Origin of the sequence: Aminobacterium mobile DSM 12262 (assembly GCF_000526395.1) — a bacterium.
GTDB classification, from domain to species: domain Bacteria; phylum Synergistota; class Synergistia; order Synergistales; family Aminobacteriaceae; genus Aminobacterium; species Aminobacterium mobile.
Genome location: NZ_JAFZ01000001.1, coordinates 255,072 through 276,496 on the forward strand (window position 1 = coordinate 255,072; position 21,425 = coordinate 276,496).

Consider the following 21,425-nt stretch of genomic DNA (forward strand, 5'->3'; position numbering starts at 1 on the left):
TGGAGAGGGAAGAGGCCTGCCTTTATTTTTGTCGTTTGGCCTCTTCCATAATTTCTATGCCAGAACTGGATCCGAAGATAGTGGCTCCTGCTGCTAGAAAATTATTTACGTGTTCAAGTTTTTTTACGCCACCTGAAACTTTAATACCCTTCAATCCTTTTAAGGTCTTGGAAATGCAGGAGACTTCGTCGATAGTGGTAGGTTTGCCGGCAAAGCCTGTTCCGGTCTTTATAAAATCAATCCCTTCGAATTCCATAGATAGAAGACAGACGTGCTCTATTTCTTCTTGGGTGAGGAGGGGAGTTTCGATAATAAGTTTCAATATTTTCCCTTCAGTGACGGAGGAGAGTTCTTGCATTTCAGTGTATAGAGAGTTCCAGGCCTTTGATTTCACTAAATTTATATTAAGAACAACATCAAAATCAGTAATAGCCGACCCCATATTACGATATGCTTCTATCTCCCGACATTTTAACAGGGTGGGGATATATCCAAGGGGAAAGCCTACTACAGCGGAAAAATGGCAGGAACGCCCTTCAACTCTGGATATAGCTTTTCCCAGAGCAAAGGGAGGAATGACCAGGCTTCTAAAACCATAAGGTACGCTTTTTTCGACGAAGGAAATAATTTCTGGCAGAGTTGCCGTCTGCTTTAATAACGTATTATCAATGCACTTTTCGAGGGAGGAATAGAGTTTCATAATGGCACCTCCTGATTCTTTTAAGGTTATTTACTATATTACCACCTTTAAAAAGAAGAATTTAAAGGGTAGAATGATCCCACGCTCTTCGAAAAGAGGGGCTACAAAAGGAGGGCCTCATGGTTCAAATAAAAAATGGAGACACTATATCGGTTCATTATAAGGGAACCCTTGAAGATGGAACAGTTTTTGATGCCTCTGAAGGCAGGGAGCCGCTAAAATTTAAAGTAGGATCTGGCCAGGTTATTGATGGTTTTGATAAAGCAGTTTTAGGCATGACCGTTGGGGAAGAGAAGACAATAAACGTTCCCCCCCAAAAAGCTTATGGCGAGTACGAAATGGAACTGACCATGGAAGTACCTGCCGAACATATTCCAGATGACCTCAACCCAAAGGTTGGAGAAGTACTGCAAGTTCAAACTCCAGACGGTAATACTTTCAATGCTTTAGTTGCAGATGTATCGGAAAAAGGGATGCTTCTCGATGCGAATCACCCGTTGGCGGGAAAAACTCTTATTTTCGATATAACCATAGTTGAAATCCACGAGTAAAAAGAAAACCTCCGAAGAGAAATAGATCCTTTCGGAGGTTTTCTTTCACAAAGGAACTTTTCTAGAAAAGGTCAACCTTTAAGGCACTTGTTACAAAACATATTCCAGTGTAAAGTAAGAACGAGAGATATAAAAACTCTCAAAAATCCACAGCCACAAGGAGTGATGTGCATATGCTGACGGAGAACATCGTTACGGTGGCCGGGACTCTGCATCATGTACAGGGGGATAAGGTTCTCGAGAACAGGTTAGGGAAATATGTGTCCTTTGCAGTGAGACAAGAGACCCCGTGGAGTGATGGGAGCACCCGGCGCGATTTTCTGCTTATGCGGGCGTATCATCCCGAGTTGCGAGAATGGGTTTTAAGTCGTGAAGAGGGCACGCCTTTGCGGGTAGAAGGAGATGTTCGTTCGTCGTTAGGTAGCGGAGAGATGTACGTCCATGTTCGTAAAATAGAGGAAATTTAAAGGGAGGGTTCTGTGCCTCCCTTTTTTCGTGGTTTGCCATATACCTTGGCGGAGCGTCCTGTTCGTGGTATATATGTTCTCCATACGAAGCCAGGAAAAAGGAGTTGGACGGTAGCAATGGTGGAAAATTTAGTAAAGATATCAGGAAAACTTCACTTTGTAGAGGGAGAAAGCTTCCAAGAAAGCCGCGTAGGAAAATATCTTGTTTTTTCCGTAAAACAGGAAACGCCATGGGAGGATGGCAGTATTCGCCGCGATTTCCTTCTCATGCGAGCCTTTGACCCAGCTATTCAGAGATGGGTTTTGGCAAGACAGGAAGATACTCCTGTCCGTATAGAAGGAAAACTGCGCTCCTCTTCGGGTAGTGGGAAGATGTATATCTCAGTGGAGACGATCGAAGAAGTTAAGGAGAACTAACTCAGTAAAAAAATAATAAGGCCGAAGTTTTCCCATGCTTCGGCCTTATTATTGTGATTAAATATCTGTGCAAGCTCCTCTTTTCAACACATGAAGGGAGTATATAGCTTTTACTTTCTTGTGAGTTGCTCAAGCGCCTTTATTGCTTTTTCATAGTTGGGTTCGTTGGTGGCCTCTGGAACGATTTCTACGTAGCGAATAGTATCATCCTTATCTACAACAAAAACAGCTCTGGCAAGAAGGCGGAGCTCTTTCAACAATACTCCCCAATTTGTTCCGAAAGAGGCATCGCGATAATCTGAAAGAGCAATAGCTCTGTCAATTCCTTTAGTAGCGCAAAAACGTTTTAGCGCGAAAGGGAGATCCATGGAGATATTTAATACAACCACATTATCTGGCTGTTTTGCTGCATCTTCATTGAACCAATGGATCTGAAGGTCGCAAACCGGAGTATCAAGAGAAGGTGTAACGGATATGACTTTAATTTTTCCTTGAAAATCTTTTAAAGTTTTTGGAGCTAAACCCTGATCAAAGACGGTAAAATCTGGAGCCGCATCTCCTAAGGAGAGTGCCGGCCCTATGAGGGTCAAAGGATTTCCTTTCATTGTAACGATTCCGGTTCTTTCCATGTTTATCTTCACCTCCATATACTTTATACCAGTATATTTATTTTATCATAAAAATGAAGCTCTTTTCTTTTAATTAAAAAGTGTAGTAGTATTTAAACTGAAAATGAGTAAAATAAATATAATCAAAATATAATAGAGAGTAAAAAATTTTTGTGGAGAAGGGATCGATGCTTTTTTAAATCGGGGGCGTTTTTATGAATCTAGCACGAAAAATTCCTGTGTGGGATATTCCTTGCTGCAGTGGAATGATCATGGAAGATGTTCTTTCACAGAAGGGAGCTTTATTGCTCCCCAAAGGAACGAGTCTTTCTAAAATGGGAGACTCCCGTTTGTCTCTTGCCCATTCTTTAGCAGATCAAGGAGTTCGATACGTTACTGTCCGAGAGGATGTAGAGTTCATACTCAGTGAAATTTTTGAAGTACTGGATGCTATGGAGGTCCCTTCAAATCCTGTAGATCGCCGCCTTACTCTCCAGACGATTCAAGAAATTCGAAGAAATTTCAGTGCTATTGCTTCTGGAGAAGTATCTCAGGTATGTCTCGTTCCTCTCCTTAGAATAGGGCGCCTCTTGGCGCTGACGATTACAAACAACCCCAGAATACTTCTTTCTCTCAGTAATGTTCGAGAACAGGATCAATATACTTTTGTTCATTCCTTTAACGTAGCGCTTCTCGGTGGTTTTTTAGCCTATCGCCTTGCTCCTGAAAACAATTCGTTGGTAGAGGCAGTTACAACTGGTGGTCTTCTCCATGATTTAGGAAAAGCTAGGCTTCCTCTTTCTATTTTAAACAAGCCCTCTAGGCTCACAGAAAAGGAATTCGATGAGGTAAAAAAACATCCTATTTATGGAGCAAGTATTGCAAAGCAACTTGGAGTGGATGACAAAGATATTCTTGCAGTTATAGAGGGTCACCATGAAAGAGTGGATGGAACCGGCTATCCGTATCATCTCTGTGGGGCTCATATTCCTCTTCCTGCTCGTATTGCCGCAGTAGCAGATGTCTTCGATGCATTAACTACAGTAAGGATATATAAAGAATCTGTGCCTCTTCATCGCGCTATTTCTATTATTATAGAGAATGCCGAGTATCATTTTGACAAAGCTGTAGTGTCGGCTTTTTTAGGGGCTGTTGGGATTTATCCGCCAGGTACAGTAGTGCAACTTTCGGACAATCGAATGGGTATTGTTATTGCGGCAGGAGAGAAAAGTATTCTCCGTCCCCGTGTCTTGCTTAAAACAGACGAAGAAGGGGAGCGATATGAGGAGCACGTGGTTTTGGATCTCTCTTCAGCTCCTCACCTCTTTGTTCGTTCCGCGCTTGATGATGTAGGGAAGCGAAAAGACTCGGTGATTCTGCGCGAATTTCACTAATCTCTCGTATGCTCAAGATAGTTATCAATAAGACGGCGAGAAATGCTGGCACGAGGTGGTATTTCCGGCATGGAATAAGGAGAATACCAGTCGGCAGCCTCAATCTCTTTCTCGTCAATTTGTATATTGCCTGCCTTCCACGAAGCAGTAAAACCTACCATAAGAGTATGGGGGAACGGCCAAGGCTGACTCCCAAAATAAGTTATATCTTGAATTTCTAACCCTACTTCCTCTTTTACCTCTCTGGCAACAGCTTCCTCAAGTTGTTCTCCTGGTTCTACAAAACCAGCAAGAATACTGTAACGGTTGGGAGGGAAATGAGGGCTGCGCGCCAAAAGAAGATGTCCATCTTTTTCTATGGCTACGGCGATTACAGGTGTAACAGGCGGATAGGTTATTGTATGGCAAACAGGACACTCTAAGGCTCTATCTATAACATGTTCTCGCAGTACTGAACCACAAGAAGCACAAAATTGAGTTGTCCGTCTCCAGTTCATGATTTGGTATGCTTGTCCAGCTACGTTAAAACCTCTCTCTCCTAAAAGATCGTAGAGGCTTCGAAGAGAGACAAATTTTGCTCCAGCAGGAGGATACGTATCTTCTGACACTTCCCCCCAGAAGTGACCTTCTCCCTTAGGAGATCCTACGCTTCCCTGCCGTATATAAGGTAAGGCTAGTTGAGTGCTTTCAGCAACAGAAAAGAAAGAAGAGGAAGGATTTTCTTTCAGCAGCAGATGGTCTTTCCGAAAAATGAACATAAATGATTCTTGCTTCATAGAAAATTTCAGCCCTTTCCCTATTCGAGTCCCCACTGAGCAGCTCGTTCCCATTCGGGGATACGCCATACCCTCTGATGAAGTTCTTTGAGCTGTTCGGGATCTCGCAGAAGTTCCATCTTTTCCTTTTGAGTTAAACTTTCGGGACCGTAAAGTAGCGCCTTCTCCTGAATGTCTTCCCGCCGACGACGTATGGAAGGAGATGCGATCCTGTGACGAAGAATTAAAGATGTATGGAGTGCCAGAACAGTAGGGTCCACTACAGCACGAACAAACCCCTGTTCTCGAGGAAGAGGAAACGGAGTATACGATAAAGGGGCTTCCATTTTTTCGTCGAGTATTTTCAATTCCAGCGGAAGGTTTTTTTCCTCTGGAGTAAGCAATATGCCATTACGTTTTAATGCTTTCCCAATACTGACCCGGCTCGTGAGCGCCGATATTGGGACTGAGAAGAACAAGGCTCCTAAAATAGGAGACATCCACCAAAAAAAAGAGGGGTTGAATTCGTACAGCAAAGTGCCCCACAAAGCGGCTAAAAGAGTTTGACCTATATGGTATTGAAAAGCATCTCCCCACGTTGTTCCGCGATCGTCTCGTGTTTGAGTCCCCCAGCCAGTGGCTCGTCCTGCCAGAGTCATTACTACGAAACGGCTGTGGAAAATCATGCGGATAGGTGCCAAAAGGGTAGAAAGTACAATTTCTATAAGAACACTGAAACAGAGTCGAATAAATCCGCCAAATTGGTGCGCTTTTTTTTCCACAAAGGTAATGTACAGGATGGTCAATACTTTGGGAAGAAAAAGGATAAGGACTGTAGATCCTAAAAGTGTGATAGCCCAATGAGGATACCAGACGGGCCATTCGGGGAAGAGGGCCAGTTCGGCAGAAGGGAAATATTGTGGTTCAATGATGACCTCTGTTATTGCTTCTATAGAACTTAAGACGAGGAACAACAGCCACAGGAACGCAGAACCATAAGACATAACGCCGTTTATAAAAAGAGCCCGATGAACAGGGAAAAGCCCTCTTGTAAAAATAAGTCGAAGATGCTGTAAATTCCCCTGGCACCACCGTCGGTCCCGTTTCAGTTCATCAAGGAGAGTAGGCGGGGTTTCTTCATAACTTCCTTCCATATCGTAAGCAAGCCATACGCCATATCCTGCACGGCGCATAAGAGCTGCCTCTACGAAATCATGACTCAAAATATCCCCGCTGAGAGGGCCTTTCCCGGGAAGACGAGGAAGTTGACAATGCTCCATAAAAGGTTCCACGCGAATAATAGCGTTATGGCCCCAGTACTGGGCATCTCCAAGAACCCAAAAGTGAAGGCCGGCAGCGAAGATAGGGCCGTAGGCTCGGTTTGCGAATTGTTGAACTCTGGATATAAGGGATTGCCGGTTTACTGCCGCTGGAGGCGTCTGTAAAATTCCTATATCAGGTCGCTGTTCCATAATTTGCACCATACGAACCATGGTAACGCCTGACATGATACTGTCTGCATCGAAAACAATCATGTATCGATAACTCTTCCCCCATCTGCGACAAAAATCTGCTACGTTTCCACTTTTCCTTTTCACGTTGCTTTTTCTGTGACGATAAAAGACAGACCCAAAAGCCTCTTCTTCACGACAAAGCTCATACCAGGCAGTTTCCTCATGAACCCAAACGTCAGGGTCTGTGGTATCGCTCAGAATAAAAATATGGAAATTCTGATCTTGTCCAGTGTTTCGAAGGGTCTGTAATGTTGTGCGTACGCCAGCCATAACCCGATGAACATCTTCATTGTAAATGGGCACTAAAATAGCAGTTTTTGCCTCTGGATCTTTTATATCCAAAGGAGTGTTCTTAATATCTGATGTTAATGAAAAGCTCTTTTTCTGTTTTAAAAGCACAAGAAATCCCAGCATAGCTGTCCAAAAGCCTATGGATATCCAAGCAAAAAGGATGGCAAATACCACCACGAGCCCTATTTCTAAGGGGGTTTCACCTTTATAGGGCAAGACTCCCGCCATGTAACGGCTGGCTGTAATGGTAGGGACTATAATAAGGCTAAGGAGAATAATCCTTCGCCAGCTTGCAGAACGTGTCCATTTGATCTCTCTATTCTCTTGAACGTTCATCCATACTTTTCTCCTTGAATTAACGTGTTCTCGATGGCCCGAAAAGGTCTCGTGTCCATCGATGAATAAAAATTTTAAGGGCTGTAAGCCATGGCGTTCGATCGAAATTTTTTGAAACCATAACGCCTCTGTTCATAGAAGGAATAGAGGCTATATGCTCTCCCTGCGCATCAAGAACACCTTTGTTGAGCCCTCGTTTCTCGATTGTATAAGCCAAGCTATTCATAGCCTCTTCTATGCTGTAGGTGTTTGCTTGTTTTAAAGACTCCAACGCAATCTCAAGCCCCTCAAAAGGAGGCAGATCCATAGCGCGAACATAAAGTAATACTCTGTCTCGCACAACTTGCCATGTTTCCATGTTTTTTTGTTGTAGTGTTGGCATAGGATTTCCCCTCCTTACCTAGGGACGAAAGTCATAGGTCCAGATTTCTGTAAGAGGTTCAGGGATATTTTCCCCTTTTTTAAGGAAAGCTGAAAGTTTGACAACAGGCTTGCGGTCTGGTACCACACTTTTTAACTTGTCGATGGGAACAGCTATTTGGAAGCTCAATCTCCATCCACCTGTTTCTGGATTTTTCAAAAGCTGCTTTCCCAGTAGAGTTCCGTCCCCTTCTATTTTAATATCGCTGGCCAGGCCAGTTTCAGCCGATATTTTATTAAGTTCCTCGCCTTCAAAATCAATAATAAAACGATATACTCCCTCTGCTTTTTCTGTAGCTGAACGTGTATGAGCAGCTAGGGCAGGTTTCTCTATCTTCAAAAGAGAGGAAGGGTACTCCCATTTCATGGTGTATGTAAATGTGAGCGGAATAGGGAGCTCTCCTTTCTTTCCACTTTGTTCTTTTGTATCGGAGTTTCCGATTTTCATTTCTGGAACCCAGAAAGCTACGATATTATCGTTTATTTCGCTGTCGGTAGGAATTTCTATAAGCTCTATATGCCCTTTTTTCCATTCCTCGCCGGGAATAATCCAGAGGCTTGGCCGTTTCTCATACCAGGCTTCAAGGTCTTGGTAATGATCGAAGTTTACATCACGCTGCATAAGGCCGAATCCCTTAACACCATATCCTTTATATTCAGAGATCAAGAGGCGGTTTGGATTTATGAGAGGGCGCCATATCCATCGGCCATCATCTGTTGCTACCAGAAGCCCATCAGAATCATGAACTTCTGGTCTGAAATCACCTGGTCGCCCATTAGAAGTCTCTCCATAGAAGAACATACTAGTGAGAGGAGCGATCCCTAGTTTTAGCGTGTCTTTGCGTTTAAATACAGTGCAGATCACATCCATGGTTGTTTCGTCTCCAGGGGTAATTGTAAATTTATAGGCTCCTGTACAGCTAGGACTATCGAGAAGAGCGTAAATAACCATGGATTGTGCATTAGCGGCAGGTTTTACGAGCCAGAACTCTTTAAACCAAGGGAACTCCTCACCTGAAGGAAGAGCTGTGTCAACAGCCAGTCCTCGCGCAGAAAGACCGTACTGCTGGTTGCGAGCCACAGCTCGGAAATAACTGGCCCCAAGGAAAACAGCAACTTCGTCGGAGTACTCTCTTGTATTGATAGGGTAATGAATTCTGAAGCCGGCAAAACCGAGGTCCGAAGGAAGAGATTTCTTATTCAAAACATTCTTCCCGTAATCGAATAAATCTGCGGAGAAAGAAAAATCTTCTACTTTTCCCCGATCCACTATGTGAACATGCACAGCTCGGTTGTAGATCATTCCAAGATGGAAAAATTGCACGGAGAATGATCGTTTCTCGCCCTTCCAAAGAGCCTTTTCAGGAATAAAACGAATATCGCGCCATTCATCGTAAGAGAGCTTTGCGAGTATTTCCGGAACGGTTCCTTGTGGGTCTATATATGGTCTGGAGGCGAGGTCCTGTGCTTGTTTTGCCACAGCCAAAAATCCAAAATTTTCTCCTGGGGAAGACGATGCGGCAAAGAGAGAGTATGGAAAAAAAAGAACGCAGAACAACAGTGTATATAAAGCAATATATCCGAATCGGATATTTCTGAACTTCCATGCTTTCATAGAGATCATCACTCCTTATTAAACAGAACGCTAAGTTCATCATTCTTCAACAACAAAGCATTAGATGCCATGCGGGAAATAAGATAAAAAGCGGTTGCTCTTTCTTCTGGACTCAAACCCTCTTGAATTTGAGAACTTAATTCTTTTAAGACCTTTTCCACGAATGGTAGCACATTTTCCCCTCGAGAAGTGAGGAAAACTTGATTGGCTCGTGCGTCATCTTTACAACGATGACGTTCTATAAAACCGAGATACTCTAATTTTTTAAGAGCCCTGGCAGTTGTCCCTTTATCGAAACGAAGAGTTCCTCTAAGAGCTTCTTGTGTTTGTCCATTTTGTTTCTTGAGAACGAGGAGAAAAGCATAGTTTCCACTTCCAAGCCCTACTGGTTCAAAGGCTCGATCTAGAAGACACTGCATTTGCCGATAGAGACACGAAAGCCACCTGCCAAGTTGTGGAGGAGCGTCATTGCTGGTCATATTAATAGCACACCGTCTTTCTTCATGGTTTAAGTATCTGATATTGTCGGAAAAAAAGTCTGGCTGTTATAAGAAAAGAGAGAATATCAGATACGGGAAAAGAAATCCATATCCCTTTTAAATGGAAAAAATGCGGCAGAATCATAAGAAGAGGAAGAAGGAAGAGAACCTGTCTGCTGAGGGAAAGAATAAGGGACGCCTTAGCTTTTCCCAATGCCTGAAACATTGATGAGCCTGTGATTTGGAATCCTACTAAAAAAGAAGCCAAAATAACGATTCGCAGAGCGTTGCTTGCCTCTCTCAGAAGATCAGGATCTGTAGTAAAAAGTCCGATAATTTCTTGAGGAAACAAAATACCGATGAGAAAAGTAGCTGAAGCCATAATACTTGCTGCAATAACGGCTAACTGCACTACTTTTCTGGCCCTGTCGAAATGGCCAGCTCCGTAATTAAAACCGAGAATAGGTTGAAGTCCTTGTGCAATGCCGACAATAGGCATAAATGAAAAAGACATGGCACGATTTAAAATGCCGTAAACAGCTACGGAAATATCGCTACCATAATATATCAAGCTGTTGTTGAGAAATACAATAATGGCACTGCCGGCAGCCATGCGAACGAAGTCAGATGCCCCGACACTTATTATGGCTTTCATATATGCCAATTGTGGAAAGAAGTATTTCAATGCGATGACAAGAGAGCTTTTTTGCGAGAAGAAAAAGTAATATATCATCCAGCACGCCATAGCGATTTGTGCAATAACGGTAGCTATGGCGGCGCCACGAATTCCCATGTGAAATACAAATATAAACAGGGGGTCAAGAACCATATTTAAAATAGCAGAAATAATCATGCTGATCATGGCTACCCTAGCATTTCCTTCAGAACGAGCCGCATGATTTGCGGCCATTCCAAAACCTACAAAAGGGAATCCGAGGAGAATAATTTGTAAATACTCCCTGGCGTAAGGCAGAATTGTCTCACTAGCTCCGAATATTCGCAGTAACTTTTCTTGTAGTAAAAGGCCGCTTACTAAAAGGGTTGTGCTGAAAAAGAGAGAGAGAAAAATCATATTTCCTAAAGCTTTGTAAGCTCGACGAAATTTTTTAGCACCTAAGCTCCGAGAAATAAGAGAAGCCCCTCCAGTTCCGATAGTAACAGCAAGAGATGAGGCTAGAAGCTGAATGGGAAAAACGATAGCTGTACCTGCGAGTCCCAGAGCTCCCACACCTCGTCCTATAAAAATAGCATCTACTATGTTATAAGAAGCTTGAACCAACATTCCTACAATAGCAGGTAAGGAAAGCTTCCACAGAAGGCGTCCAACCTTTTCATTTGCAAGTAAAGCATATCTATCCATACATATCCCTCCATATAAAAGCAAGGAAATAGTATAGACAGAAAACGTTGCATATGCAACTATCTTTCGCTATCAGCCATTTCTTTTTTTCGACGCGCTTTAAACTCGTACATTCTGGCGTCAGCCACTTTTACTGTTTCTTCCAGAGTTGGAGCATCAGAAGGACAATGAGCAACGCCATAGTCTGGAAAGACAGGGAAACCGGCGCTAGCGGCACTTCTCTGTACAATTTTTGTGTAAAGGCGATCCATAATTTTCCCGGCCTTTTTTAAGGGGAGATCAGCAAAATAGATGAGAAATTCGTCTCCTCCCGACCGAGCTACGTAGTCAGTCTGACGAAGACCTTTCCGAAGAAGGGCCGCAATTTCTGCCAAAGTTCGGTCTCCCCTATCGTGCCCGTATGTATCGTTAACTTTTTTGAAGTTTCCTAAATCAATAACTGCAATACAAGCGCTACCTGCGGTGTGTTGGATGCGAAACTCTTCTTCTCTAAGTCTTTTGACCATGTAACGACGATTCCAAAGTTCCGTGAGAGGATCGATCATGGCGTCATGTGCTGTTTTTTGAACGGCAGAGTTGAGAGCAATGTTCACTTCTTCCAGTTCCTTACTCTTCTTTTGTAGATCAGCGAGAATTTTTTTCCGGCGTTCATACTCTACAATGAATAAAATGCTACTAATAAGCAGTATGAAAATAATAATAATAGTTACAGTTTGAAAACGAGTTTTTATATGCAAATCTTGCTCTTGAAGAGAGAACAGAGGGACCATGGAAACAATTTTCCAGAAATAGTCGGAAGATGCATTGAGTGTCTTGTTTAAATCAAAGGGACGTATTGTTGTAAATGTAAAAAGGCCTCGTGGTGTTTTAAGCTGCCCGCGCTCTTGGGAATATATGAAAGAGGCTTCTTGCGGAAAGATTTCAGAGAAATTTTTATGCTGCTTGATGGCTTCTTCTATAAAAGGGTTTGTCTTTTGTAACCAATCTCCGTGGTGATTGAGTAACATAATAGTACTCATGGAAGAAGAGGCTCTCAAAAGAGTGAGAAGATCCTCAGTTGAATAATGGAAAATGAGGACGCCGATCCTGTTCCCTTCATGGGCAAAAACAGGAGTGGCAAGGCGAAGAATTGGCTCGACAAGAACATGATGGGGCTCTCCCTCTGTGTCTGGAGGAAAAACATATATTTGCCCTTTTCGCAGTTCCATAGTGGATTGGAAATAGTCGAGATTGAAAGTATCTTGCGAATCTGCAGTGGGCCGTGCTACTATGGGCGATCCATTGTTATGTTGAATAAAAATTTTTTTGCGACTTGACGTATCTAATAAGCAAATTTGGTTGTAGATATCTTTGCTTTTGGCAAAGGTAAGGAAAAGGCTTTCGAGGGCGCGCATCTGAGTTTCAGATAGCTCATCACCATGTTCTGCACTATTCTCGCATGCTTGAGCCAGGAAGAGGAGGTCTTGAGCGACCATATTTATATTTTGATGAACTATTTCAAGACGAGAAGCACAAAATTGCTGTTCTAGACTGGCGAGCAATTCGTTATGTTGGGATACTTCCAAAGCGTAGATTCGACCTATGAACCAAACCACAGTAAAAAGCACGGGAAGAATCCATATAAAATGGCGTAATACTTTTTTGAACTGTTCCCAACGAAGAGTTCTCTCTGGTCGAATAGGCAAAAGATCACACTCCTATAGTCGATATAGGTCATTTTATTATATCTATAAAGAATTGTACCTAAATAGAGGAGGTTCGAGAAGGGGCGGGAGTCTCTCCTTTCAATTTTATTTTAATGTTTAGAGGGGGTGTCGCTGCAGAATCTTTACAAAGACGTAGGAGAGACGTAATGTTGTTGAAGAAGGGGGCGAAGAAGTGTTTTTTGATGCCGATTTTTCTCGATATAAAAAAAATATTATTCTCATACTTCTTACATATTTTTCAATTTTTGCTTATTCTCATGTTTTCTTTATGCTCCCCCCGTTTCTCCTTCAGAGGGGATTTCAGCCCCAGAGCATTGGGTGGGTTATGAGCGCGTTTTATTTAGCTGCAACTATGACTAGGCCCACTGCGGGGTGGTTTCTTTCCCAATTTGGAATTCGGAAGACCATGCTTTTTGCCGGAAGTGTCTGTTTCGTAGGGGCTTGCCTTTTTGCTTGTATCCCCTTGACTCCCCATGCTCTTTGGGGACTTCGTTTTTTTATGGGTGCTGGATTTAGTGTGTTTGTGGTAGCGACTACAACCTATCAAACCCTTGTTATTCCTGCTGCTATTCGAGGCCCAGCTTTTTCCATAACAAGTATTGGCGGTGTTTTGACTTCTTTTTCCATTATTCCTCTGGCGGAGTTTTTTATTAAAGGAGGGCATAGCACATACTATCTTTTTATGGCGTCTTTAGCTTCTCTTGTTTCTATGTGCGTAGCTTCTTTTTTGCCTCCTGTAGAGAAGAATATTGTCAGTGAAGGGAATCATCATGTTTCTTATCTTTCTCTTTTCAAGGAAACTCCTATAAAATATTTACTTATTTCTTGTCTCTTTCTTGGACTGACAGACTCCTCTATTGCCTACGCCTCAAGTTTAGCTATTGGGCGAGGACTGAACTCTTCCATCTTTTTGATGGCTATCTCTTCTGGCGCAGTTATTGTACGACTTTTTGGAGGGGGCCTTTATAAGAAAGTTTCGCGCATAGTGATAGCTGCCCCGGCTATTGGGCTTATGGGTGGAGCACTTATGGGAGCATCTTTTGCTGGAAGTAATAGCGCTATAGCCCTTTGGGGATTCCTTTATGGTGTGGCGGTGGGGTATGGGTACCCTACCCATCTGGCTCTTATTGGCGATATGATCCCCGAATATTTCAGGGGACATGCTTCTTCCATGGTCTATTTTGCCATGGATATAAGCTGGACTCTTTTGCCTATCTATATAGGATATGCCTCTGCTCTGACGAATGTCTCCTGGGCTTTCCGCGGTTTTTCCCTTTTTGCCTGTGTGGCTTCAGTATTAGTGTATCTTTTTGTTTGGAAGAGGATCCGCAAGAACAAGTGAGTACATTTCCATGGTCATACTGTCTCCAGCAATGGCACGAGCAGTCTCCATCATATCGATGTTGTATTCTTCGTGCATAGGGAATTGGAGTTCCGGCAGATGGCATCGAGCTTGGGGCATAAGACACTGTTCTTCAGCACAGAGAGGGCAGCGAATTGGAAGTTTAAAAATAATGGTTTCTCCGAGTCTTTTTTCCCAAAGCTTTTCTAGCTCTTTAAGCCCTAGCCATAAGGTTTTTCGATGGTCTCTCATGTTTTCCCGCTCCTCTTTTTTGAGGATCGGCGAGCAAATAAGAAAAACTTTTTTGTAACGCTGGATATATTGATGGCTTTCAAGAATTGTTTTTTGGGAAAAATAGCCACTGCTCAATGGACAGGTGCGGTTTAAATTCCCAAGACAGTCCCCGCACCACTGTCGAGTCCCTTCCTTTATCACAATATCTTCAAAAGATGCAGAGAGAACCCGAAGACCAAGACAGTGAACAAGCTGTTTCTCTTCGGGGGAAAGAGGCAACGGTATCCCTTTCCCGTGAGAAGGTTCTGGTGGGATCTCTTTTTTGAGCGCGCAGCGAAGTACTGAGGAAACGTCGCCAGGTCCGTGACTATAGTAGATGAGGGGATAATGTAGTTTTTTGCGAAAGTTGGTGGCATGATGGATAGAAAGGGCGCTTCCTCCACAAATAACAGGTATATTTCGACCTGAAGCAATGGAAAGAAGAGAGAACAATTCACTCAGGCATTCTTCGTCTGGACATGAGAAAGCAAGAACATCTGGCGTATTTGCCTTCAGAAAAGAAAGCAAATGACATCCTTTGAATCTTTCTCCTAGATTGATAATAAAGACCCCTTCTTCTTCCAATGCCTGTGTAATGAGATACTTCCCAAGAAAATTGGAGGAAGGGGCCACTGTTGCGAATGCTATTTTTACCACAGCCATCCCCCTATTTTTATCCAGATCCAGCAAATCAGAAGAGATGCGAGCGTTACAGGAATTCCTACCCGGGCATGTTCTTTCCAAGAGATGAAGAGGCCTAAATTCCGGGCTCCATTTACTACGATGATATTTGCAATGCTGCCGACGACGATGAGGTTCCCTGCAAAAGTACTGCTCAACGCGAGAATAGGGCCTGCAAGAGCTCCTTGGACCATAGGCAATAGCAACATAGTTGCTGGAACGTTAGAGACGAGATTAGACAAGACGACAGTAATTGTAAAAAGCCAAAAATCTTCCCCTATCGATATCCCCATGACGTGGAGGATGCTCTCGATGGAAGTGAGTCCTCCTGCCCGAGCAAAGGCTCCGTTGACAATGAAGAGGCCGATAAAAAGAAGAATCAATTGCCAATCGATGAGAGCGAGCATCTTTTGAGATGTCATCGTCCTGCTTATAAGTAAAATACCGGCAGCTCCTATTGCTATCATATCTCGCGGGAAGGGTGAAAAAAGGAAAAGAGACACGACACCTGCAAGGACTCCCATTCCTTTTGCTGTTTGCCACAGATCAAAAGGGATCTCCGGCATTGTCGGCATCTTCTCTACATGGCAATAATGCCAGTTGTTTCTAAAAATATAGGCTATGATAGCCCATAGAGCTATCAGTGAGAGTGTGACTGGTACAAGGGAAAAAAGAAAATAGCGAGAAAAAGAGAGATGAAGTTGTTGCCCTATAAGCATGTTTTGGGGGTTCCCTATAAGAGTAAGAGCCGAACCTATATTCGAAGAACAAGCTAAGGCGAGAAGAAAGGGTAAAGGGTAAAGTTTTTTCTTCACACATCCTTGTCCTAAAATAGGAGTCATGGCCAAGCAGACAATATCATTAGAGAGCAGTGAAGAGAGTGTTGCAGATAAGATTATGACAAGGGCCAGGAACTGGAGAGGGGAAAGGGGAAGCGAGGCCGCAAATTGTGTTACTAGAGTATAAAAGCCGCTCTGTCTGAACTGGGCAGATATAACCATAAAGCCGAAAAGAAGTAAGATAGTGGAAGAATCTATGTCGAGAAGACTCGCCATGCCTAACTTCTCGACACCAACAAACAGCGTAATAGCCCCAAGAAGAACAATGCCGGTGCGGTCAAGAGCTAAACGGGGAAGACGGCCGGCAACCATCCCTAAATAGACGATTATAAATATAATATAGATGAAACCTTTAGCTACAGAAATATCGACCATAAACATGAGTCTATCAGATTGAATGGAATTGTCTATGTTCTATAAAGGGCATATGCTTCCAAGCAAATAATGTATATGAAGGGAGAAAAAAATGAGGCTTCAAAGAGAGTTCCGTTTCCTGCATTGTGCAGATCTTCATCTAGATAGTCCTTTTAGAGGAGTTTCCCGCTATTCAGCATTTGTTGCTGAAAGGTTGCGGGAAGCAGCCTTTCAGGCTTTTGAAAAAGTGGTAGATCTGGCACTTCAAGAAGAAGTAGATTGTGTGCTTATAGCAGGGGACCTTTACAATGACGCAGATCGAAGCCTTAGGGCCCAGCTGGAATTGCAGCGCCAGCTTGTTCGTCTCAGTGAAGCCGGGGTCTACGTATATGTAGCTCACGGAAACCACGATCCACTCTTAGGTGAAAGTGCTGATCTAAAACTGCCAGACAAGGTCTTCTGTTTTGAAAGTTCGGTAGGCATCTTTCCCCTTTTGGCCAGGGGAGGAGAAAGGGTTGGTTCTATATGGGGCTACAGTTATCCGGTGAGGGATGTAACTGATAATATAGCAGTTCAAATGATCCCTTCTCAAGAAGATCGAGAACATGGACTTTGTCTTGCGATGCTCCATTGTAATGTAGGCGGAATAGAGGGGCATGAAAACTATGCTCCCTGCTCTCTTGACGATTTAAAAAAATCAGGGATGGATTATTGGGCTCTCGGCCATATCCACCGTCCCATGATTTTAGAAAAAGGGGCCCCTTGGGTTGTCTATTCTGGTACTATTCAAGGACGCAGCATAAAGGAAACTGGACCTCATGGATGCAGTGTAGTACGTGTTTCAGAACAAGGACATATCTCATCTCTTTTTTGTCCCACAGATATTGTTCGGTGGAAGAACACTTCTCTAGATATATCTTCTTTCAGAACAGACCAAGACATATTGAACGCTTTCGATATGCTGAAATCTGAGCTAAGAGAAGCAGCGGAAGAGAGAGGCCTTATAGTGCGAGTTGCTATTAAGGGACGAAGCCCTCTCCACCGCTCTTTAACCAGAGATGGATATCTTGATGATCTTACCGCGGAACTGAACTGCGAAGAAGAGCGTTCTGATTTTGTATGGATTGAAGGATGTATTGATGAAAGTAATCCTGACTATAATCTGGATAATCTCAAAAAAACCCAAACTTTTGTAGGAGACTTTTTAAGAGAAGTGGAATACGTAACTTCTCATATATCCAACAAAGAAGAGCTTTTTGAAACTATTGACGGAGCTTTGGGATCTTCTCGCTGGCGTCGTCGAGACCTTGAGTTCCTTTTAGAAGCTTTTACTATAAAAGATGTAGGCGATATTGTAAAAGAAGTGGAAATAATAGGCGCAGATGGCCTTATGGGGGAGGAAGACGATCCGTGCGGTTCGTAGAGTTCTACATTCGTCAATTTGGTCTTCTGAGGGAGGTAGGAGGCTCTTTCTCTCCAGGATTGTCTCTCATCGTCGGGGAGAACGAAAGTGGCAAAACCACACTGATGAATTTTTTCCGTTACTGCCTTTTCAACTTCCCTCATGGCCGCTCCAATCGTAATTTTTATCTTCCTCCGGACGGGAGAGCACAACAAGGCCAGCTCATAGTGGAGACTACAAATGGAGTCTCTCTTGCCTTTGAAATGAATGGGCGGAAAATCAATGTTTCTGGGCAAGGCGAAGGGATAAATGTAGATGCTCTTCTCGGTTATCTTGACAGAGAAACATATGAGAGAGTTTTTGCAGTTGGTCTTGAAGATATGCAACAGATCAAAACTCTTAACGACCAAACAATTCAAAATCGTTTCTTTGCGGCTGGAGCGGGGTTGGGCACAGCTTCTCTTCCATGCTTGGTAGAAACGCTCTCTTCCAAACAGAAAAAACTCTACCACCCAGAAGCTCGAAGCAGAAATTCAGCGATAATCAATGGCCTTTTACAAAAGTTGCGTCAAATAGATGAAGAAATCAAGGTGTTGCAACAACAAAAGTCTGAGTTCATTAAAATGCAAACAATGTTGAGAGACCAAGAGAAGCGCATAGAATCTGTGCGAAAAGAATTGGAAGAAAAACGCTCCACACTCTCTCTTTACGAATGGATTGAAAAGGCAAGGACTCCATGGATAGAGATGGAGGAGTCGCAGAAAAAACTTCATGCCCTTGGCGAAATTTCGTCTTTCCCAAAAGACGGACTAACACATCTTGCCACTATAACGGAAGAAATCAAGAATAAAGAGCAAGAGTGCAGAGAGCTTCAACATGAGGAAGAGCACTTTCTTGAAGTTCTTCAATCTCTGGAAAGAAAGCCTTTTAGAGGAGTTCTAGAGAAAAAAGGAGAGATCAGATCCGCAGTTCAAAACCGGGGAAGAATAGAGAGAGAAGAGGAGGCATTACGTACGCTAGAAGGAGAAATCGCCAGCATGAGACATGAGCTGGAAAAAGAACTCAGTAATCTCTATCAGGGGTGGTCCTTGGAACATCTTTATAATATAGATCTTTCTTTTAATGTATGTAAATATGCTCACGATTTGCAAAGCCGTCAAGAGGAAATTCGATCTCAAATAGCAGCTCGACAAGAAGCTCTCATTCAGGCTCGGCTTGAAATGGAGAAAGCGGCGGATACAGAAAGAGAGCTCTATAAAAAAGCAGAAGAGGCTTGTTTGAGTACCCCTCCCCTTTCAGAGGAAACTCTTCGAGAGGAGCGCGGACATTTGCGGCAAACCTTTTTATGCTGTAATCAGGCCCGTCTTGCTTTGCAAGAGCTTCAAACATCATCGCGCTCTTCCCAGCCAGTTTCAAAACAATGGGTGTTAAGCACTGTTGTTATGGGGGTTATGCTTTTTTCAGGAGTAGCTTTTTTATGGAAAGGGTTTGGGGAGAAAGTTCCTTTCGAAATGATTATAGGTGGAGCTCTTTGTTTTTTAGGAACGGCAGCGTTCTTGGGGAATTGCTATGATAGAAATGTGAAGGAAAAAGAAAAGAGATCGTATCGCTTGAAACTTCAGGAAGAGTGGGAGGAAAGCAAGGAGATTTTAAACGGTATTCTCCAAAACCTCCATATAAAAGAACCTTTGGAATCATACGCTCAACTTGAGAATATAGAAGCCCTTATAGACAGCTATCTAGACTGTTTAAAGCAAAAAGATCAATGTGTTGCTGATTGGGAGGCGGCCCAAAAGGCGAGGGAACGGAGGCAGCTTCTTTATGACGAGGGAGAGAAGGCGCTTAAAGGTTTTTTAGTGGTTCAAGAAGGAATAAAAGAGGCTTGGCAAGAGCTTGTAGAAAGCTCAAAACTCCCCCCTTCTTTGGAACTCTGTCACTTTGTCGAATTTGAAGGGCGTGTGAAACAGCTTCGGCAACATGGCGATCGCATAAAAGAGGCAGAAAAAAAGCTTTCTTTTGCTGCTTCATACCTTGAAAGTCGCCTTATAGAAATAAAAGAACTTTGCCTGGAAATTGCTCCAGAGAAAAACGAAATTTCAACTTACAGAGAGATAGTCCCAACAATAGATTTTCTTTCATCCATATTGGATGAAAGCATGAGTCTTCAGGAGAAATTCAGCAGATTGCACGAAAACAAGGAGCAATGTTCCAGACGTCGCAAAAGTGCCGAAGAGGAGCTACAACAGTATATTTCAAGAAAGGAAACTCTCTTAAGGGAAGCTGATGCGTGTAATGAAGAGGTTTTTTATCAAAAAGGTATTCGGTGGCAGGAATCTCAGAAATTAAAATATGCCATAGAAAATTATCGCCTCTCTTTACTTACTATAGCTGGTGGGGAGGGGAATCTGCCCCTTCTCATAAAAGAACTTGAAGAGAGGACGCCGGCAGAATCTCATACCCTTTATATGGAGTCGAAGGAAAAAGAGCGTACTCTTTCTTTGCTACTTGAGGAGTTGAATGAAGAGCTTGGTACCATAAAAAGTCGTATGCAGAAGCTTGAGAAGGATAAAGAATTAAGCGCCATTCTTTTCCAAAAAGAATGTCTTATAGAACAGAGTAAGCAAAATCTCAAAAAATGGATGTCTACAGTTCTTTGTCGATACATCGTGGAGCAGACGAGACGGAAACACGAGAAAGAGCGGCAACCGGAAGTTATACGAAAAGCCAGCGATTCTCTTCAGCTTATGACTCATGGACGATACTCTCTCATCTCTTCTTTGTCAGGACAAGGTGGTTTTTCCATAGAATTGGAGGAAGAAAAAGAGAAATGGCGGAAAACGGAAGAAATATGGAGCAGTGGTCTGGCCGATCAAGTATATCTTGCCCTTCGTTTAGCTCTTTCGGATCTTTATGGTAAGCGTTCAGAGCCTCTTCCCCTTATTCTGGATGATGTGCTTGTCCGTTTTGACGAAAAGAGGCAGTTGGGGGCTGCAAAAGCTCTTTTAGATGCAGCGTGTAAAACGCAGATTCTTCTGTTTTCCTGTCGCAAGGAGTTGATTAGAATTTTTCACGAGCTTGATGGACAAAAGAACAATTTTGTGAAAGTGTTCAGTTTAGCAGAAGGGAGATTGCAATGTTTGATATAATTTAAAAATAATATGAAAAACATTCAGATTGTTCTTTACGACCCTGATCTAGTTGATCTCCCGCAATCTTGCAATATTATTGTCTCTGTTCAAGGTTTTAAGTTGGCAGGGCATGCCAGGTCTTTGTGTGAGCTAGAAAATCTACTTAGGAGTTGCCCCATTCAGCTTGTAATTGCGGAACCCTTTGGAGAAGAAGAGCGTTTTGAAGAAATCCTTGATTTTCTTTATTCAGTACGACCTGAGTTTGATACCCTTATTGTTTCTAAGCAAAACGATGGGAAATTCATCGCTCGTGCTTTCCGGTCGGGAGTCTTCGATTATATTGTGAAGCCTTTCAAGTGTGAACGCTATCGAGAAAGTTTAATCCGGTTCCGATGTTATTACTCTCTTTTAGGAAGTTCCCCTCCTCAATGGCCTCAATCTGTTGTTGACAGAATAAAGCGAGTTCGGGTCTCTTCTCAATTTTCCAATCAAGGATTGCCGAAAGGGTTGCACCAGAAGACTCTCGATCTTGTTCGAAGCGTTCTCAGGGAATCGTATTCTTTTGTTTCAGCCTCGGAGGTAGCCGAGAAAGCTGGTTTAGCAAGATCCACCGTTTGGCGATATCTTGAATATTTATGCCGCATAGGAGAAGCAGTTAGCGTGAATCAATATCGATCGCAAGGCCGACCCACTCGTTGTTATCTTTCTATCCATTGAAAGCATAAAAACAAAAAGGACAAAACTCGGACATAAAAGTCAAAAATTGCATTTCATTCCTCTATCTGGTTCAATC

Annotated in this window: 19 protein-coding genes; 8 read left to right on the plus strand and 11 right to left on the minus strand. The window is 42.9% G+C overall.

Annotation, left to right across the window (positions count from 1 at the left end):
* Nucleotides 1-22: 22 nt before the first annotated feature.
* The gene (gene deoC, locus K360_RS0101215; protein ID WP_024821367.1) at nucleotides 23-700 is read right to left on the minus strand and encodes a deoxyribose-phosphate aldolase; all 678 of its coding nucleotides are present in this window, start codon (nucleotides 698-700) and stop codon (nucleotides 23-25) included.
* Between the two features lie 119 nt (nucleotides 701-819).
* On the opposite strand from deoC, the gene K360_RS0101220 reads away from it, so the two are divergent.
* The 3 genes from K360_RS0101220 to K360_RS10365 all read left to right on the plus strand — a co-directional run bounded on the left by K360_RS0101220 (nucleotide 820) and on the right by K360_RS10365 (nucleotide 2,135).
* The gene (locus tag K360_RS0101220) at nucleotides 820-1,251 is read left to right on the plus strand and encodes an FKBP-type peptidyl-prolyl cis-trans isomerase (RefSeq protein ID WP_024821368.1); all 432 of its coding nucleotides are present in this window, start codon (nucleotides 820-822) and stop codon (nucleotides 1,249-1,251) included.
* 173 nt (nucleotides 1,252-1,424) lie between these two features.
* On the plus strand, nucleotides 1,425-1,718 hold the full coding sequence (locus tag K360_RS0101225; protein WP_024821369.1) for a hypothetical protein: 294 nt from the start codon (nucleotides 1,425-1,427) through the stop codon (nucleotides 1,716-1,718).
* A 12-nt stretch (nucleotides 1,719-1,730) separates the two neighbouring features.
* The gene (locus tag K360_RS10365; RefSeq protein ID WP_024821370.1) at nucleotides 1,731-2,135 is read left to right on the plus strand and encodes a hypothetical protein; all 405 of its coding nucleotides are present in this window, start codon (nucleotides 1,731-1,733) and stop codon (nucleotides 2,133-2,135) included.
* A gap of 110 nt (nucleotides 2,136-2,245) precedes the next feature.
* On the opposite strand, the gene tpx is transcribed toward K360_RS10365, so the two are convergent.
* A complete protein-coding gene (gene tpx, locus K360_RS0101235) occupies nucleotides 2,246-2,764 on the minus strand; it encodes a thiol peroxidase (protein ID WP_024821371.1) in 519 nt (172 codons plus the stop codon).
* Between the two features lie 194 nt (nucleotides 2,765-2,958).
* Between tpx and K360_RS0101240 the strand changes: the two genes are divergently transcribed.
* Entirely contained in the window at nucleotides 2,959-4,137 is a 1,179-nt protein-coding gene (locus K360_RS0101240; RefSeq protein ID WP_024821372.1) for an HD-GYP domain-containing protein, read from the plus strand.
* On the opposite strand, the gene nudC is transcribed toward K360_RS0101240, so the two are convergent.
* The 7 genes from nudC to K360_RS0101275 are packed head-to-tail and all read right to left on the minus strand — an operon-like array spanning nucleotide 4,134 to nucleotide 12,592.
* A complete protein-coding gene (gene nudC / locus K360_RS0101245; RefSeq protein WP_245587074.1) occupies nucleotides 4,134-4,982 on the minus strand; it encodes an NAD(+) diphosphatase in 849 nt (282 codons plus the stop codon). The two genes, K360_RS0101240 and nudC, sit on opposite strands and share 4 nt — an antisense overlap.
* A complete protein-coding gene (gene mdoH / locus K360_RS0101250; protein WP_024821374.1) occupies nucleotides 4,934-7,033 on the minus strand; it encodes a glucans biosynthesis glucosyltransferase MdoH in 2,100 nt (699 codons plus the stop codon). Before mdoH ends, nudC begins: the two co-directional genes overlap by 49 nt.
* Nucleotides 7,034-7,052: 19 nt before the next feature.
* Entirely contained in the window at nucleotides 7,053-7,415 is a 363-nt protein-coding gene (locus tag K360_RS0101255; protein WP_024821375.1) for a hypothetical protein, read from the minus strand.
* An 18-nt stretch (nucleotides 7,416-7,433) separates the two neighbouring features.
* Nucleotides 7,434-9,068: a glucan biosynthesis protein G gene (locus K360_RS0101260; protein WP_024821376.1), complete on the minus strand. Its 1,635-nt coding sequence runs from the start codon at nucleotides 9,066-9,068 to the stop codon at nucleotides 7,434-7,436.
* A gap of 8 nt (nucleotides 9,069-9,076) precedes the next feature.
* Nucleotides 9,077-9,547, minus strand: coding sequence for a MarR family winged helix-turn-helix transcriptional regulator (locus tag K360_RS0101265; RefSeq protein ID WP_024821377.1), 471 nt, complete (start codon nucleotides 9,545-9,547; stop codon nucleotides 9,077-9,079).
* A gap of 22 nt (nucleotides 9,548-9,569) precedes the next feature.
* Complete coding sequence (locus K360_RS0101270) at nucleotides 9,570-10,907, minus strand: MATE family efflux transporter (RefSeq protein ID WP_024821378.1); 1,338 nt, start codon at nucleotides 10,905-10,907, stop codon at nucleotides 9,570-9,572.
* A gap of 59 nt (nucleotides 10,908-10,966) precedes the next feature.
* Nucleotides 10,967-12,592, minus strand: coding sequence for a sensor domain-containing diguanylate cyclase (locus tag K360_RS0101275; RefSeq protein ID WP_024821379.1), 1,626 nt, complete (start codon nucleotides 12,590-12,592; stop codon nucleotides 10,967-10,969).
* A gap of 193 nt (nucleotides 12,593-12,785) precedes the next feature.
* Between K360_RS0101275 and K360_RS0101280 the strand changes: the two genes are divergently transcribed.
* Nucleotides 12,786-13,955 (plus strand): MFS transporter, encoded by a 1,170-nt coding sequence (locus K360_RS0101280; RefSeq protein WP_024821380.1) that lies wholly within the window; start codon nucleotides 12,786-12,788, stop codon nucleotides 13,953-13,955.
* On the opposite strand, the gene K360_RS0101285 is transcribed toward K360_RS0101280, so the two are convergent.
* A complete protein-coding gene (locus tag K360_RS0101285) occupies nucleotides 13,911-14,885 on the minus strand; it encodes a DUF2284 domain-containing protein (protein ID WP_024821381.1) in 975 nt (324 codons plus the stop codon). The genes K360_RS0101280 and K360_RS0101285 overlap by 45 nt on opposite strands.
* The gene (locus K360_RS0101290) at nucleotides 14,879-16,123 is read right to left on the minus strand and encodes an ArsB/NhaD family transporter (protein ID WP_024821382.1); all 1,245 of its coding nucleotides are present in this window, start codon (nucleotides 16,121-16,123) and stop codon (nucleotides 14,879-14,881) included. The genes K360_RS0101285 and K360_RS0101290 overlap by 7 nt, the downstream gene beginning before the upstream one ends.
* Before the next feature lie 91 nt (nucleotides 16,124-16,214).
* On the opposite strand from K360_RS0101290, the gene K360_RS10370 reads away from it, so the two are divergent.
* Genes K360_RS10370 through K360_RS10915 form a run of 3 tightly spaced genes read left to right on the plus strand, consistent with a single transcriptional unit; the run spans nucleotide 16,215 to nucleotide 21,349 of the window.
* A complete protein-coding gene (locus K360_RS10370; protein ID WP_024821383.1) occupies nucleotides 16,215-17,525 on the plus strand; it encodes a metallophosphoesterase family protein in 1,311 nt (436 codons plus the stop codon).
* The gene (locus K360_RS0101300; protein ID WP_024821384.1) at nucleotides 17,513-20,650 is read left to right on the plus strand and encodes an AAA family ATPase; all 3,138 of its coding nucleotides are present in this window, start codon (nucleotides 17,513-17,515) and stop codon (nucleotides 20,648-20,650) included. Before K360_RS10370 ends, K360_RS0101300 begins: the two co-directional genes overlap by 13 nt.
* Before the next feature lie 12 nt (nucleotides 20,651-20,662).
* On the plus strand, nucleotides 20,663-21,349 hold the full coding sequence (locus K360_RS10915; RefSeq protein ID WP_024821385.1) for a response regulator: 687 nt from the start codon (nucleotides 20,663-20,665) through the stop codon (nucleotides 21,347-21,349).
* Nucleotides 21,350-21,425 lie beyond the last annotated feature (76 nt).

Bases quoted from the DNA above. Each gene is read 5' to 3' on its own strand.
- K360_RS0101220 (WP_024821368.1), top strand. From the start codon at position 820: ATGGTTCAAATAAAAAATGGAGACACTATATCGGTTCATTATAAGGGA.
- deoC (WP_024821367.1), bottom strand. From the start codon at position 700: ATGAAACTCTATTCCTCCCTCGAAAAGTGCATTGATAATACGTTATTA.
- K360_RS0101270 (WP_024821378.1), bottom strand. From the start codon at position 10,907: ATGGATAGATATGCTTTACTTGCAAATGAAAAGGTTGGACGCCTTCTG.
- K360_RS10370 (WP_024821383.1), top strand. From the start codon at position 16,215: ATGAGGCTTCAAAGAGAGTTCCGTTTCCTGCATTGTGCAGATCTTCAT.
- tpx (WP_024821371.1), bottom strand. From the start codon at position 2,764: ATGGAAAGAACCGGAATCGTTACAATGAAAGGAAATCCTTTGACCCTC.
- K360_RS0101290 (WP_024821382.1), bottom strand. From the start codon at position 16,123: ATGGTCGATATTTCTGTAGCTAAAGGTTTCATCTATATTATATTTATA.
- K360_RS0101240 (WP_024821372.1), top strand. From the start codon at position 2,959: ATGAATCTAGCACGAAAAATTCCTGTGTGGGATATTCCTTGCTGCAGT.
- K360_RS10915 (WP_024821385.1), top strand. From the start codon at position 20,663: ATGAAAAACATTCAGATTGTTCTTTACGACCCTGATCTAGTTGATCTC.
- K360_RS0101260 (WP_024821376.1), bottom strand. From the start codon at position 9,068: ATGAAAGCATGGAAGTTCAGAAATATCCGATTCGGATATATTGCTTTA.
- K360_RS0101265 (WP_024821377.1), bottom strand. From the start codon at position 9,547: ATGACCAGCAATGACGCTCCTCCACAACTTGGCAGGTGGCTTTCGTGT.
- nudC (WP_245587074.1), bottom strand. From the start codon at position 4,982: ATGGCGTATCCCCGAATGGGAACGAGCTGCTCAGTGGGGACTCGAATA.
- K360_RS0101255 (WP_024821375.1), bottom strand. From the start codon at position 7,415: ATGCCAACACTACAACAAAAAAACATGGAAACATGGCAAGTTGTGCGA.
- mdoH (WP_024821374.1), bottom strand. From the start codon at position 7,033: ATGAACGTTCAAGAGAATAGAGAGATCAAATGGACACGTTCTGCAAGC.
- K360_RS0101225 (WP_024821369.1), top strand. From the start codon at position 1,425: ATGCTGACGGAGAACATCGTTACGGTGGCCGGGACTCTGCATCATGTA.